Raw genomic sequence first — 14,617 nt, 5'->3', positions numbered from 1 at the left:
GCGCAATGTGAGGGACGCATGCCGGATTCGCATCACGGCAGGGTCGCGGCATCTTCGAAGCCCATCATTATAATGGACGCCCTTTCAACGTTTGAGCGACGCCTGCCATGAATGCACAAATGCGCAGAATGCGCTGCTGCCTGCCACGATAACTTCATGATCGAATCCGCCGTCCAGTGGCTGCTTGCCGTGCTGTCCGTTCCCCAGGTAGGCTTGTGGTCGGTCTTCATCATCAGCCTGGCGTCGGCCACCATCCTGCCGATCGGCTCCGAACCGGCCGTGTTCGCGGTCGTGAAGGCCAATGCGGCGCTGTTCTGGCCGGCGATCCTGGTCGCCACCGCCGGCAACACAATGGGCGGCATCATCGATTACTGGATGGGATATGGCGCCAAGCGGGTGTTTGCAAGGGAACGGGAAACGCGCTGGTTCGGCTGGCTGCAGCGCTACGGCGCGAAGACGATGGTGCTGTCGTGGCTGCCGGGCATCGGCGATCCGATCTGCCTGCTGGCCGGCTGGTTGAAGCTGCCATTCTGGGAGTGCGTGGTCTATATGGCGATCGGCAAGTTCTTGCGTTACCTGACGATGACCGGATTGCTGCTGTTCGTGCCGGACGGATTCTGGCATGCGCTGGTGCATCTGTTCTAGCGCCGAGGTTGGGCCGGAATCGAGCCGAAAAACGGCGCAAAAAGCGGGTTGGGCTTCTGCAGAATGCCTGTTGGGCGCCCGCCGAATGTCCGTTTCCTCACCGACGGCGGCTATCGCAATCGGCTAGAATGCGTCTTTAGCATCAGTTCGCGTGATCCTCGATGAACGCCCCAGCACAGTTTCAGACCCTCCTAGCCGACGCCCCGGATGGCCACACCGCTACGCGCCTGCGTGAAATTCCGTACAACTACACGTCGTTTTCCGATCGCGAGATCGTTATCCGCCTGCTGGGCGAGGAGGCGTGGCAGTTGCTGGACGAATTGCGCGGCGAACGCCAGACCGGCCGTTCAGCGCGCATGCTGTACGAAGTGCTGGGCGATATCTGGGTGGTGCGCCGCAATCCGTACCTGCAGGACGACATGCTGGACAACCCGAAGCGGCGCCAGGCATTGATCGATGCGTTGAATCACCGCTTGGGCGAAGTCGACCGGCGCCGCAAGAACGATCTGGCGGCACACGACGATGCGGCGGCACAGCGCCGTGCGGCTGCCGTCGAAGCGCTGGTGCAGGCGGCCTGCAAGGCGGTTGCCGATTTCGGCGAGGAATTCCGCAATACCTGGGACCTGCGCAAGCGCGCCACGCGCGTGCTGGGCCGCTATACCGACCGCGGCAACGTCAAGTTCGACGGCCTGTCGCGCGTGTCGCACGTGACGGACGCAACCGACTGGCGCGTCGAATATCCGTTCGTCGTGCTGACGCCGGACGACGAGGACGAGATGGCCGGCCTGGTCAAGGGCTGCATCGAACTCGGCCTGACCATCATCCCGCGCGGCGGCGGCACCGGCTACACCGGCGGCGCGATTCCGCTGACGCCGATGTCGGCCGTCATCAATACCGAAAAGCTGATCGGCCTGTCCGCCGTCGAAATGACACGCCTGCCGGGCGTCGACCGCGACTACGCGACAATCTATTCGGGTGCAGGCGTCGTCACCAAACGCGTGGCCGATGCGGCGGAAAAGGCGGGCTTCGTGTTCGCCGTCGATCCGACTTCGGCCGAAGCTTCGTGCATCGGCGGCAACATCGCGATGAACGCCGGCGGCAAGAAGGCCGTGCTGTGGGGCACCGCACTGGACAATCTCGCCAGCTGGAAAATGGTCGACCCGAACGGCGACTGGCTGGAAGTCACGCGCATCGAACATAACCTCGGCAAGATCCACGATGCGCCGGTGGCGAAGTTCAAACTCGAATGGACGCACCCGAACGAAAAGGGCCGCAATCGCAACACGCCGTTCAGGACCGAGACGCTGGATATTCCGGGTCGCATCTTCCGCAAGGAAGGCCTCGGCAAGGACGTCACCGACAAATTCCTCGCCGGCCTGCCGGGCGTGCAGAAGGAAGGCTGCGACGGCCTGATCACATCGGCGCGCTGGATTCTGCACCGGATGCCGAAGCACACGCGCACCGTCTGCCTCGAATTCTTCGGCCATTCGCGCGATGCGGTGCCGTCCATCGTCGAAATCAAGGATTACCTCGACAGCCTGCCGGCACGCGGCGGCGCATTCGAGAGCGTGCGGCTGGCCGGCCTCGAACATCTGGACGAACGTTATCTGCGTGCAGTTGGCTATGCGACCAAGTCCAAACGCGACATGCTGCCGAAGATGGCATTGTTCGGCGACATCGTCGGCGACGACGAAGATGCAGTCGCGCAGGCGGCGTCGGAAGTTGTGCGTATCGCCAATCAGCGCGTCGGCGAAGGCTTCATCGCCGTCAGCCCGGAAGCGCGCAAGAAATTCTGGCTCGACCGCGCGCGTACCGCAGCGATTTCAAAGCACACCAATGCGTTCAAAATCAACGAAGATGTGGTGATTCCGTTGAATCGCATGGGCGAATACTCGGACGGCATCGAGCGCATCAACGTCGAGCTGTCGATCAAGAACAAGCTGCAGTTCCTGGCCGAACTGCACAACTTCTTCGTCGCCGGCAATCTGCCTCTGGGCAAGAGCGACGATGCGGAGGGCGATGCGATTCCGCCGGCCGAACTGCTGGAAGATCGCGTCAACCAGGCCGAACAGCTGATCGAGGATACGCATGCACGCTGGTCCTTCCTGCTGTCGAATCTGGATACGCCGCTGCGCGATGCAAAGGACAGGATGCAAGCGCTCGGCGTGCAGGCGCTGAACGGCACTTTCGACGAACGGCTGGCAAAGCAGCCGGATGCGACCGTGTTCGACATCGTGCAGGATCGCACCGTGCGCGTGTCGTGGAAGACCGAAGTGCGCGCGCACCTGCGCCAGATCTTCGGCGGCGTCGCGTTCCGTCTGATCCTCGACGAAGCCGCTGCGATCCACAAGCGCGTGCTGCGCGGCCGCGTGTTCGTCGCGCTGCACATGCATGCGGGCGACGGCAACGTGCATACGAACATCCCGGTCAATTCGGACCACTACCAGATGCTGATGGATGCGCACGAAACGGTGGCGCGCATCATGAAGTTCGCGCGTTCGCTGAACGGCGTGATCTCCGGCGAGCACGGTATCGGCATCACCAAGGTCGAATTCCTGACCGATGAAGAACTGGCCGACTTCCGCGCCTACAAGCGCCGCGTCGATCCGGAAGGCCGCTTCAACAAGGGCAAGCTGATGGACATGCCGGAGCTGCGTGCCGATCTGCGCAATGCCTACACGCCGTCGTTCGGCCTGATGGGGCACGAATCGCTGATCATGCAGCAGAGCGACATCGGCGCGATCGCCAACAGCGTCAAGGATTGCCTGCGCTGTGGCAAGTGCAAACCGGTCTGCACCACGCACGTGCCGCGCGCGAACCTGCTGTACTCGCCGCGCAACAAGATCCTGGCGACGTCGCTGCTGGTCGAAGCCTTCCTGTACGAAGAGCAGACGCGCCGCGGCGTGTCGTTGAAGCACTGGGAAGAGTTCGAGGACGTCGCCGATCACTGCACGGTTTGCCATAAATGCGTGACGCCGTGCCCGGTCGATATCGATTTCGGCGACGTCTCGATGAACATGCGCAACCTGCTGCGCAAGATGGACAAGAAGTCCTTCAATCCGGGCACGGCGACCGCGATGTTCTTCCTGAACGCGACCGATCCGGCGACCATCAATGCAACGCGGCAGGCGATGGTCGGCTTCGGTTACAAGGCGCAGCGCTTCGGCCACGATTTCTTCCGCAAGCTGGGCAGGAAGCAGACCGCCGCACCGAAATCGACGATCGGCAAGCCGCCGATCAAGGAGCAGGTGATCCACTTCGTCAACAAGAAGATGCCGGGCAACCTGCCGAAGAAGACGGCGCGCGCGCTGCTGGATATCGAAGACAACAAGATCGTGCCGATCATCCGCAATCCGCAGAAGACGACGGCGGACAGCGAAGCGGTGTTCTATTTCCCCGGTTGCGGTTCCGAGCGGCTGTTCTCGCAGGTCGGTCTGGCGACGCAGGCGATGCTGTGGAACGTCGGCGTGCAGACCGTGCTGCCGCCGGGTTATCTGTGCTGCGGCTATCCGCAGCGCGGTACCGGCGATTACGACAAGGCCGAGAAAATCATCACCGACAACCGTGTGCTGTTCCACCGGATGGCGAACACGCTGAACTACCTCGATATCAAGACCGTGGTGGTGTCGTGCGGTACCTGCTTCGATCAGTTGCAAGGCTATGAATTCGACAAGATATTCCCAGGCTGCCGCATCATCGACATCCACGAATACCTGATGGAGAAGGGCGTCAAGCTGGAAGGCGTGTCCGGCGTGCGCTACATGTACCACGATCCTTGCCATACGCCGATGAAACTGCAGGATCCGCTGAAGACGGTGAATACGTTGATCACGACCGCCGATGCGCAGAAGATCGAAAAGAACGACCGCTGCTGCGGCGAATCCGGCACGTTCGCCGTATCGCGCCCGGACATTTCGACGCAGGTGCGCTTCCGCAAGCAGGAAGAAATGGAGAAGGGCGCCGACAAACTGCGCGCCGACGGCTTTGCCGGCAAAGTGAAGGTGCTGACGTCCTGCCCGTCCTGCCTGCAGGGCCTGTCGCGCTACAAGGAAGACACCGGCGCGGATGCCGACTACATCGTCGTCGAGATGGCCAAGCATCTGCTGGGCGAGGATTGGTTGCAAAACTACGTTGCCAACGCCAACAACGGCGGCATCGAGCGCGTGCTGGTATGACGGCGGTTTGCGAACTGTGCCGCGAAGAAGACGGAAGCGGCGGCGAAATCCTGTTCCGCAACGACAAGCTGCGCGTGGTGCTGATCGATGACGGCAATTACCCCGGATTCTGTCGCGTCATCTGGAATGCGCACGTTGCCGAAATGACCGATCTGCCGCCGGCCGATCGTTCGCTGCTGATGCGTACCGTCTGCCAGGTGGAAGAAGCGTTGCGCCAAGTGATGAAGCCGCTCAAGATCAACCTCGCCAGCCTGGGCAACATGGTGCCGCATTTGCACTGGCACCTGATTCCGCGCTATGCGGACGATGCGCATTTTCCGAATCCGGTATGGGCGCCGGCGGCCAGGCAGACTGCGCCGGACGTGCTTGCTGCGCGGCAGGCGCTGTTGCCGGCGTTGCGTGCAGCAGTCAAGCAGTACGCCGGATGCGCGGACTGAAGCATCATGGTGTCGGCTGTGCCGATGCCGCACTTTATTGAAAGGTCAACGATGAGCAAGCAGCCGCAACCAACCGAACTGACCGTGCGTAAACAGTCGCGCGTGCTGGAAATCGCCTTCGACGACGGCGCCGCCTTCTCGCTGCCGTTCGAATTCCTGCGCGTGTATTCGCCGTCGGCTGAAGTACGCGGACATGGCCCGGGACAGGAAACGTTGCAGACCGGCATGCGCGAAGTGGGCATAGCCGCGGTCGAACCGGTCGGCAACTATGCGATCAAACCGGTGTTTTCCGATGGCCACGACAGTGGCATCTACTCATGGGAATATCTGCACCATCTCGGTACGGATCAGCATGCGCTGTGGGAAGACTATCTGCGCCGGCTGGAGGCCGCCGGCTTCACCCGCGAATCCGGCCGCGATGCGCCGATGGACAAGGCCGCCGCCGCCGGAACCGGTTGCGGCCATCATCATTGATGCGTGAATATCGGCGATATTGCCAACAATTTGCCAATGTTTCCGTAAATTAATTCTATTTTCACGTTTTCTTAACATGCCGTATAATCACTTTCACTGGATTGCATTGCCATGACCAATTCCACCCATTTCGGTTACCAGACGGTCGCCGAGGAAGAAAAAGTCCACAAGGTCGCCGAAGTGTTCCATTCGGTCGCCGCCAAGTACGACGTGATGAACGATGTCATGTCGGCCGGGCTGCACCGCCTGTGGAAGGCATTCACGATCGCGCAGGCGGGTATCCGCCCCGGCTTCAAGGTGCTGGATATCGCGGGCGGCACGGGTGACCTGGCCAAGGCATTTGCAAAGCGCGCGGGATCGACTGGTGAGGTGTGGCTGACCGACATCAACGAATCGATGTTGCGCGTTGGACGCGATCGCCTGTTGAACAATGGGATGATCATCCCCACGTCCTTGTGCGATGCGGAGAAATTGCCGTTTCCCGACAACTATTTCGATCGGGTATCTGTAGCGTTCGGATTGCGCAACATGACGCACAAGGATGCCGCGCTGGCGGAGATGCGCCGTGTGCTGAAGCCGGGCGGCAAGCTGCTGGTGCTGGAATTTTCGAAGGTGTGGGAGCCGTTGAAGAAGCCCTACGACCTGTATTCGTTCAGCGTGCTGCCGTGGATGGGCAAGCGGATCGCCAACGATGCCGACAGCTATCGCTATCTGGCCGAGTCGATCCGCATGCATCCGGACCAGGAAACGCTGAAGAAAATGATGGAGGACGCGGGATTGGAGCGCGTCCAGTATTTCAATCTGACCGCAGGTGTGGCGGCATTACACACCGGAATCAAACTTTAGGAGAAAGCAATGAAGAGATTGTTGATGGCGTTGGCCGTCGTGACCAGTTCGATGATGTTCATCGCGCCCGAGGCGGAAGCCAAGCGCATGGGCGGCGGCGGTTCGTTCGGCAAACAGTCGCAAAGCTACAAGCGTGCGGCGCCGCCACAGCAATCGCAGGCAACGCCGTCCAAGCCTGACGCGACGGCTGCTGCCGGCGGTGCAGCGGGCGCTGCGGCCAAGCCGAGCATGATGCGCAACATCCTCGGCGGCGCGCTGCTTGGCCTCGGCCTCGGCGCATTGCTGTCGCACCTGGGTATCGGCGGTGCACTGGCCAGCATGATCAGCACGATCCTGATGGTGGCGCTGCTCGCATTCGCTGCGATGTTCATCTTCCGCATGATTCGCAACCGCAGTGCCGGCAATCAGCCGCAGCCGGCTTTCCAGCATGGCTATTCGGCGCGTTCGCAGACGCCGGAAATCGGTTCCGGCATCGCCAATAATCAGCCGGCTGCGCTGCAGTCGTCCGGTGCGATGGTTTCGGCTGCCGCTGTCGATGCCAATGAAGTCCCGGCGGATTTCGACGTTGAATCGTTTCTGCGCAATGCGAAGAGCTACTTCATCCGCCTGCAGGCGGCATGGGATCGCGGCGACGTCAACGACATCCGCGAATTCACGACGCCGGAAATGTTTGGTGAACTGCGCCTGCAACTGCAGGAACGCGGTGATACGAAAAACGTTACCGACGTGGTGTCGCTGGATGCGGTGTTCTACGGCGTGGAAAAGGTCGGCGACGAATACATCGCCAGCGTGAAGTTCAGCGGCATGATCCGTGAAGCCGATCACGCACCGACCGAGCCGTTCACCGAGGCATGGAACCTGGTCAAGCCGATCAACGGCGATGGCGGCTGGGTACTGGCCGGCATCCAGCAACTGTAAGAACGATCGCTGGCGGCACTGCGCCGCATGCTGCTAAACTTGAGCCGCCCGTGAATGGTCACGGGCGGCTTTGTTTTTTGACGATGATTTTTCGCTCTCCCGCCGATTTCCTGCCCGCCGCCATCAATCACCTGCTCGCGCAGGAAGCATGGGCGCGCGCGAAACTGATGCCGCATGCGGGAAAGATTGCCGTGTTCGATGCCGGTCTGGTGACAGTGCGTCTGCAAGTTACCGCCGACGGCATGGTGGAGGCGGCAAATCGCGATGAAGCGGCGGCGGTGACGATACGCGCGCAACTGTCCGATCTGCCGTTGATCCTGCAGAACCGCGAACGCGCCTTTTCCTACGTGAAGATCGATGGCGATGCCGATTTCGCCAATACGATTTCGCAACTGAGCCAGTCGCTGCGCTGGGATGCGGAAGGCGATCTGGCCGGTATGGTCGGCGATATCGCCGCGCGCCGCATGGCCATGGGGGCGCGTTCGGCGTTCGATGCCGCCAAATCCCTGCAACGCTCGGTCAGCGAAAACGCGGCCGAATACTTTCTGGAAGAAAATCCGATGCTGATGCGTCCGCAGGCGATTGCCGGTTTTACCCAAGACGTGACGAAGCTGCGTGACGATGTCGCACGGTTGTCCAAGCGCATCGAGAAGCTGAAGGACGCCGCGCGATGATCATGAAATTCCTGCGCGTATTCAAGATCATCCGTGTCGCTATCCGTTACGGGCTGGACGACATTGCGATGTCCGGCCTGACGATTCCGCGTACCACCCGGTTGCTGAACGCCATTCTGTTCTGGCGCGATATTTCCGCGCCGCGCGGCGAACGGTTGCGTCGTGCGTTGGAAGACCTCGGTCCGATCTTCGTCAAGTTCGGCCAGGTGTTGTCGACGCGGCGCGATCTGATGCCGATGGATATTGCCGACGAGCTGGCGCGCCTGCAGGATCGCGTGCCGCCGTTCCCGACGGAACAGGCGATCGCGCAGATCGTTCGTTCGCTGGGTGCGCATCCGGATCAGCTGTTCGCGCAATTCGAACGCGAGCCGGTCGCTTCGGCGTCGATCGCGCAAGTGCATTTCGCGCAATTGAAGAACGGCCGCAACGTCGCGGTCAAGGTGCTGCGCCCCGGCGTGCGTCGTTCGATCGACGACGATCTGGCGCTGATGCGCATCGTCGCCGGCATGGTCGAGCGCTGGTGGGCAGACGGGCGTCGGCTGAAGCCGCGCGAGGTCGTCGCCGAATTCGACAAATACCTGCACGACGAACTGGACCTGATGCGCGAGGCGGCCAATGGCAGCCAGCTGCGCCGCAATTTCGCCGATTCGCAGTTGCTGGTGGTGCCGGAAATGTTCTGGGACTACTGCTCGACTTCCGTCATTACGATGGAGCGCATGACGGGCATTCCGATCTCGCAGACCGAGCGCCTCCTCGCTGCCGGTGTCGATTTGAGGAAACTCGCCAGCGACGGCGTCGAAATCTTTTTCACGCAGGTGTTCCGCGACGGCTTCTTCCATGCCGACATGCATCCGGGGAACATCCTGGTTTCCACCGAACCGGCGACCTTCGGCCGCTACATCGCGCTGGATTTCGGCATCGTCGGCACGCTCAACGATTTCGACAAGGATTATCTGGCGCAGAACTTCCTCGCCTTCTTCCGCCGCGACTACAAGCGCGTGGCTGAAGCGCACATCGAATCCGGCTGGGCGCCGAAGGAAACGCGCATCGACGAGCTGGAAGCGGCGGTGCGCGCCTGCTGCGAACCGATCTTCGACCGGCCGCTTTCCGATATCTCGTTCGGCCAGGTGCTGCTGCGTTTGTTCCAGACCTCGCGCCGCTTCAATATCGAAGTGCAGCCGCAACTGGTGCTGCTGCAGAAAACGCTGCTGAACATCGAAGGCCTGGGCCGCCAGCTCGATCCGGAGCTGGATCTATGGAAGACCGCCAAACCGTATCTGGAACGCTGGATGAACGAGCAGATCGGCTGGCGCGGCTTCTATCAGCGTCTGAAAGTCGAAGCGCCGCGCTACAGCAAGCTGCTGCCGGAATTGCCGCGTCTGGCGCATCAGGCGCTGACGAAGGCCACCGAAGCGGAACGCCATACCGATGAACTGCTGAAACTGGTATTGCAGGAACAGCGCCGCACGAATTTGCTGCTGGGCGTGGCGATCTATTTCGGCGGGGGGCTGGTGGCCGGCGGAGTATTGGCGCTGGTTCTGTTTGCATTCGGATAAGACTGTTTGCGCCGCGCGCATGCGCGCGAACCGAGCTCGTCAAAAATGCCGCACCGATGCCTCATTCCGGTGCGGCATTTTTTTGGAAATGCGCCCCCGCGATTTGCTACAATTCCGCGGCTTTTCAACCTCCGTTACCTTCCCGACCCGACTCGGAACACGGGATGATGCTTGTCGACACGCGTCATCTTCACCATTGTTCGGTGATTTTATTTCGGTCAGGACCGGAGAATCCATCGGCTGAAGTTTGCCGGCGTTGTGCGCGTATTGTGCTTCGTACTGGTGGTGCGGAGGCTTGGCATGGCACATGCATCGAACATGGTGCCGCCTGCAAGCCATTTGGAATACAGGGGCTTCTCTTTATATAACCGGCCGTTTTTCTACGGAGCGAACCGAGTTGGACTACACGCTGATTTCCTTTGTGGTGCTCTATATGACAGGCACGCTGGCGCTCGGCGTCTGGGCGGGTACGCGTATCCGGAACACCAGCGACTTCGCGGTGGCCGGCCGCAGCCTGCCGCTGATCATGGTGATCACGACCACGTTTGCGACCTGGTTCGGCGCTGAAACGGTCATGGGCATTCCTGCCCGCTTCGTGCAAGGCGGGTTGAATGCCATCGTCGAAGATCCGTTCGGTGCCGGCACCTGCCTGATTCTGGTCGGCCTGTTCTTCGCCGCACGTTTGTACAAGCAGAACCTGCTGACCATCGGCGACTTCTATCGCCTGCGCTACGGCAAGGGTGTTGAAGTGTTTTGCTCGGTGGCGATCATCATCAGTTATCTGGGCTGGGTGGCGGCGCAGATCACCGCGCTGGGCCTTGTTTTCAATGTGCTGACCGGCGGTGCGATGTCGGAAACGACGGGTATGATCGTCGGTACGCTCGCCGTGCTGATCTATGTCGTGATCGGCGGTTTCCTCGCGGTGGCCTGGACCGATTTCATCCAGATGATCGTGCTGGTGATCGGCCTTTCCATTATCGCGCTGTTTTCGGCGCATCTGGCCGGTGGCGCCGAGCATGTGCTCGCGCTGGCGAGCGAGAAGGATATGTGGAAATTCCTGCCCGAGCCGTCCTTCACCGAAATGGCGGGCTTCGTTGCTGCCGGCCTGACCATGATGCTGGGCAGCATCCCGCAGCAGGACGTATTCCAGCGTGTGATGTCCGCCAAGGACGCGGCCACTGCACGCAAAGGTGCCGTCATCGGCGGCGTCAGCTACATCCTGTTTGCTTTCGTGCCGATGTTCATCGTGTCGGCCGCCATCGTCGTGATGGGAACGAGCGCGATGGATATGATCAACGACGATTATCAGCGCCTGCTGCCGACCTTCGTGCTGACCAAGATGCCGCTGATCATGCAGATTTTCTTCTTCGGCGCCTTGCTGTCCGCGATCAAGAGCACGTCTTCGGCGACGCTGCTGGCGCCGTCGACCAGCTTTGTCGAAAACATCCTCAAGAACCTGCGCCCGCGCATGAGCGATCGCGAGCAGTTGTTCGCCATGCGCGCCACGATCGTGGTTTTCGCGGTACTGGTGCTGATCTACGCCATTGCCATGCGCGGCACGTCGATCTACGACATGGTGTCTGCGGCTTATCAGGTCACGCTGGTCGGCGCCTTTGTGCCGCTGGTCATGGGCCTGTACTGGAAACGCGCTACCACGCAAGGTGCGATTTTTTCGCTGACTGCAGGTGTGTTTGTCTGGGTGTTGTGCTTTCCGGAACTGACGAACTGGGGCGAGTTATTCCCCGGCCAGCTTGCCGGCTTGATCGCTGCCTTTGCCGGCATGATCGCCGGCTCGCTGCTGCCGCAGATGCTGCGCGATCGCCAGGAACCGAAGCCGCCGGTGGAAGGCATGGTGGTTTGAGAAAATCGCCGGCCACCGGCGCGTGTCGCCCGGTATTCGTTGCGTCAGTCGCAAGCCCGCATCATGCTGCGTAAAACGGTCCAGAAAGCCTTATAATTCAGGGTTTTGTACGATTTTTGCAGGAACACACATGCCGATTTACGCCTATCGCTGTGAAGCATGCGGCTTTGCCAAGGACGTATTGCAAAAGATATCAGACCCGGTATTGACCGATTGCCCGGCTTGCAGCAAATCCAGTTTTCGCAAGCAACTGACGGCAGCGGGTTTTCAATTGAAAGGTACCGGCTGGTATGTAACCGATTTCCGTGGTGGCCAGGGCGGTACGTCCGCTGCGGCGACCGGTGCCAAATCCGAGCCGCAGCCGGCATCGTCCGAGACGGCATCTGCCGCATCGAGCGGCACGTCGGCAAACGCATCGGTCAATACCTCGACCAGCACCGACTGACCGTGCGCGCCGGTTTCCGGCGCACCATTTGAAAAAGATCCGCCATGCGCAAATATTTCGTCACCGGCCTGTTGATCCTGGTTCCGCTTGCGATCACGCTGTGGGTGCTGAACCTGATCGTCAGCACGATGGACCAGTCGTTGCTGCTGTTGCCGGCCAGATGGCGTCCGGAAGCCGTGTTCGGTTTTGCGATTCCCGGCCTGGGCACCATCCTGACGTTGCTGGTCATTTTCCTGACCGGCCTGGCCACGCGCAATTTCATCGGCAAGCGTGTGGTGCTGGTGTGGGAAGCCGTCCTGCGCCGCATTCCGGTCTTCAACACGATCTATTCCAGCGTCAAGCAGGTGTCCGACACGCTGTTCTCGTCGTCGGGCAATGCCTTCCGCAAGGCGCTGCTGGTGCAGTATCCGCGCCAGGGTTCGTGGACGATTGCCTTCCTAACCGGTACGCCGGGCGGGGATGTGTGTAACCATCTTACCGGCGACTACGTCAGCCTGTATGTGCCGACTACGCCGAACCCGACCTCCGGCTTTTTCCTGATGGTGCCGCGTGCGGACACGATCGAACTCGACATGACGGTCGACGAGGCGCTGAAATATATCGTCTCGATGGGCGTCGTCACCCCTGACCATTTCGACAAGTCGAACATCATCGATCCGAAGAAGGTGCCGGATCCCAAGCAATGACGGCAGCACGACCGCCGAACGAATACAAGAAAACTGAAACTGGAAACCTGAACATGTCTATGCGAACTGAATACTGCGGCCTCACCACCGAAGCGCTGCTTGATCAAACCGTCAGCCTGTGCGGCTGGGTGCATCGTCGCCGCGATCACGGCGGCGTCATCTTCATCGACCTGCGCGACCGCGAAGGCCTGGTGCAGGTTGTCTGCGATCCGGATCGTGCCGACGTGTTCAAGAAGGCCGAATCGGTGCGCAACGAATTCTGCCTGCGTATCACCGGCCTCGTGCGCCACCGTCCGGAAGGCACGACGAATGCCAACCTGACTTCCGGCAAGATCGAAGTGCTGGCGCACGATCTGGAAGTATTGAACCCGTCCGTTACGCCACCGTTCCAGCTGGACGACGACAACCTGTCGGAAACGACGCGCCTGACGCATCGCGTGCTGGACCTGCGCCGTCCGCAGATGCAGAACAACCTGCGCCTGCGTTACAAGGTCGCGATGGAAGTGCGCAAGTATCTGGACGAAAACGGCTTCATCGACATCGAAACGCCGATGCTGACCAAATCGACGCCGGAAGGCGCGCGCGATTACCTGGTGCCGTCGCGCGTCAACGCCGGTCAGTTCTTCGCGCTGCCGCAATCGCCACAACTGTTCAAGCAGCTGCTGATGGTTGCCAACTTCGATCGCTACTACCAGATCACCAAGTGCTTCCGCGACGAAGACCTGCGTGCTGACCGCCAGCCTGAATTCACGCAGATCGACTGCGAAACCTCGTTCATGACCGAACAGGAAATTCGCGACCTGTTCGAAAACATGATTCGCCTCGTCTTCAGGAAAGTTCTGGACGTCGAACTGCCGAACCCGTTCCCGGTGATGGATTACGCGACGGCGATGGGCCTGTACGGTTCCGACAAGCCGGACATGCGCGTCAAGCTGCAGTTCACCGACATGACCGACGTGATGAAGGATGTGGACTTCAAGGTCTTCTCCGGCGCCGCCAACATGGAAGGCGGCCGCGTGGTCGCGCTGCGCGTACCGGGCGGCGGTGCGATGCCGCGTTCCGAGATCGATGCCTACACGCAGTTCGTCGCCATCTACGGCGCCAAGGGCCTGGCCTGGATCAAGGTCAACGAGAAAGCCAAGGGCCGCGACGGTCTGCAGTCGCCTATCGTCAAGAACATCCACGACGCAGCGCTGTCGCAGGTCATCGAACTGACGGGTGCGGAAGACGGCGACCTGATCTTCTTCGGTGCCGACAAGGCGAAGGTCGTCAACGACGCGATCGGTGCGTTGCGCGTGAAGGTCGGCCACAGCGAATTCGGCAAGAAGAACGGCCTGTTCGACGACGACTGGCGTCCGCTGTGGGTCATCGATTTCCCGATGTTCGAGTTCGACGAAGACAACCAGCGCTGGTCGGCGGTGCATCATCCGTTCACCGCGCCGAAGGACGGTCATGAAGACCTGATGGAAGCCGATCCGGGCCGTTGCATCGCCAAGGCCTACGACATGGTGCTGAACGGTTGGGAACTGGGCGGCGGTTCGGTGCGTATCCATCGCGCCGAGGTGCAGAGCAAGGTGTTCCGCGCGCTGAAGATCGGCGCCGAGGAAGCGCAGTTGAAGTTCGGCTTCCTGCTGGATGCGCTGCAATACGGCGCGCCGCCGCACGGCGGTCTGGCATTCGGCCTCGATCGCCTGGTGACGATGATGTGCGGCGCGGAATCGATCCGCGACGTCATTGCCTTCCCGAAAACGCAGCGTGCGCAGGATCTGCTGACGCAGGCGCCGTCGGAAGTCGACGAGAAGCAATTGCGCGAACTGCACATCCGTCTGCGCAACGTGGAACCGGCTGCCAAGGCCTGATTGCCAATTACGGCATAATGAAGGCGCGGATTTCCGCGCCT

General features: G+C 60.8%; 12 protein-coding genes. All 12 read left to right on the top strand.

Annotation, left to right across the window (positions count from 1 at the left end; all coding sequences use genetic code 11):
- Positions 1–156: 156 nt before the first annotated feature.
- Complete coding sequence (locus tag IEV40_RS04585; protein ID WP_188419752.1) at positions 157–645, top strand: YqaA family protein; 489 nt, start codon at positions 157–159, stop codon at positions 643–645.
- Positions 646–806: 161 nt separating this feature from the next.
- A complete protein-coding gene (locus IEV40_RS04580; protein ID WP_188419751.1) occupies positions 807–4,820 on the top strand; it encodes a DUF3683 domain-containing protein in 4,014 nt (1,337 codons plus the stop codon).
- The gene (locus IEV40_RS04575) at positions 4,817–5,257 is read left to right on the top strand and encodes an HIT family protein (RefSeq protein ID WP_188419750.1); all 441 of its coding nucleotides are present in this window, start codon (positions 4,817–4,819) and stop codon (positions 5,255–5,257) included. Before IEV40_RS04580 ends, IEV40_RS04575 begins: the two co-directional genes overlap by 4 nt.
- Before the next feature lie 51 nt (positions 5,258–5,308).
- On the top strand, positions 5,309–5,731 hold the full coding sequence (locus IEV40_RS04570; RefSeq protein WP_188419749.1) for a gamma-butyrobetaine hydroxylase family protein: 423 nt from the start codon (positions 5,309–5,311) through the stop codon (positions 5,729–5,731).
- 111 nt (positions 5,732–5,842) lie between these two features.
- Positions 5,843–6,577 carry a bifunctional demethylmenaquinone methyltransferase/2-methoxy-6-polyprenyl-1,4-benzoquinol methylase UbiE gene (gene ubiE / locus IEV40_RS04565; protein ID WP_188419748.1) on the top strand — a complete coding sequence of 245 codons (735 nt, stop codon included), beginning with the start codon at positions 5,843–5,845 and terminating at the stop codon, positions 6,575–6,577.
- Between the two features lie 9 nt (positions 6,578–6,586).
- Entirely contained in the window at positions 6,587–7,495 is a 909-nt protein-coding gene (locus tag IEV40_RS04560; RefSeq protein ID WP_188419747.1) for a Tim44 domain-containing protein, read from the top strand.
- Between the two features lie 83 nt (positions 7,496–7,578).
- Entirely contained in the window at positions 7,579–8,169 is a 591-nt protein-coding gene (locus IEV40_RS04555) for a ubiquinone biosynthesis accessory factor UbiJ (protein ID WP_188419746.1), read from the top strand.
- Entirely contained in the window at positions 8,166–9,725 is a 1,560-nt protein-coding gene (gene ubiB / locus IEV40_RS04550) for a ubiquinone biosynthesis regulatory protein kinase UbiB (protein ID WP_188419745.1), read from the top strand. Before IEV40_RS04555 ends, ubiB begins: the two co-directional genes overlap by 4 nt.
- A 397-nt stretch (positions 9,726–10,122) precedes the next feature.
- Complete coding sequence (locus IEV40_RS04545) at positions 10,123–11,586, top strand: high affinity choline transporter 1 (RefSeq protein ID WP_188419744.1); 1,464 nt, start codon at positions 10,123–10,125, stop codon at positions 11,584–11,586.
- 130 nt (positions 11,587–11,716) lie between these two features.
- Positions 11,717–12,031 (top strand): FmdB family zinc ribbon protein, encoded by a 315-nt coding sequence (locus IEV40_RS04540; RefSeq protein ID WP_188419743.1) that lies wholly within the window; start codon positions 11,717–11,719, stop codon positions 12,029–12,031.
- A 44-nt stretch (positions 12,032–12,075) separates the two neighbouring features.
- Positions 12,076–12,717 carry a DUF502 domain-containing protein gene (locus IEV40_RS04535; RefSeq protein ID WP_188419742.1) on the top strand — a complete coding sequence of 214 codons (642 nt, stop codon included), beginning with the start codon at positions 12,076–12,078 and terminating at the stop codon, positions 12,715–12,717.
- Positions 12,718–12,770: 53 nt separating this feature from the next.
- Positions 12,771–14,576 carry an aspartate--tRNA ligase gene (aspS, locus tag IEV40_RS04530; protein WP_188419741.1) on the top strand — a complete coding sequence of 602 codons (1,806 nt, stop codon included), beginning with the start codon at positions 12,771–12,773 and terminating at the stop codon, positions 14,574–14,576.
- Positions 14,577–14,617: the final 41 nt, after the last annotated feature.

Origin of the sequence: Oxalicibacterium solurbis (assembly GCF_014635845.1) — a bacterium.
Lineage (GTDB): Bacteria > Pseudomonadota > Gammaproteobacteria > Burkholderiales > Burkholderiaceae_D > Oxalicibacterium > Oxalicibacterium solurbis.
This window is presented reverse-complemented; position numbering and strand designations above follow the sequence as displayed.

What these genes read in the sequence shown, in the direction of transcription:
- IEV40_RS04560 (WP_188419747.1), top strand. Translation starts at nt 6,587, where the DNA reads ATGAAGAGATTGTTGATGGCGTTGGCCGTCGTGACCAGTTCGATGATG.
- IEV40_RS04580 (WP_188419751.1), top strand. Translation starts at nt 807, where the DNA reads ATGAACGCCCCAGCACAGTTTCAGACCCTCCTAGCCGACGCCCCGGAT.
- IEV40_RS04540 (WP_188419743.1), top strand. Translation starts at nt 11,717, where the DNA reads ATGCCGATTTACGCCTATCGCTGTGAAGCATGCGGCTTTGCCAAGGAC.
- IEV40_RS04575 (WP_188419750.1), top strand. Translation starts at nt 4,817, where the DNA reads ATGACGGCGGTTTGCGAACTGTGCCGCGAAGAAGACGGAAGCGGCGGC.
- aspS (WP_188419741.1), top strand. Translation starts at nt 12,771, where the DNA reads ATGTCTATGCGAACTGAATACTGCGGCCTCACCACCGAAGCGCTGCTT.
- IEV40_RS04555 (WP_188419746.1), top strand. Translation starts at nt 7,579, where the DNA reads ATGATTTTTCGCTCTCCCGCCGATTTCCTGCCCGCCGCCATCAATCAC.
- ubiB (WP_188419745.1), top strand. Translation starts at nt 8,166, where the DNA reads ATGATCATGAAATTCCTGCGCGTATTCAAGATCATCCGTGTCGCTATC.
- IEV40_RS04535 (WP_188419742.1), top strand. Translation starts at nt 12,076, where the DNA reads ATGCGCAAATATTTCGTCACCGGCCTGTTGATCCTGGTTCCGCTTGCG.
- IEV40_RS04570 (WP_188419749.1), top strand. Translation starts at nt 5,309, where the DNA reads ATGAGCAAGCAGCCGCAACCAACCGAACTGACCGTGCGTAAACAGTCG.
- ubiE (WP_188419748.1), top strand. Translation starts at nt 5,843, where the DNA reads ATGACCAATTCCACCCATTTCGGTTACCAGACGGTCGCCGAGGAAGAA.
- IEV40_RS04585 (WP_188419752.1), top strand. Translation starts at nt 157, where the DNA reads ATGATCGAATCCGCCGTCCAGTGGCTGCTTGCCGTGCTGTCCGTTCCC.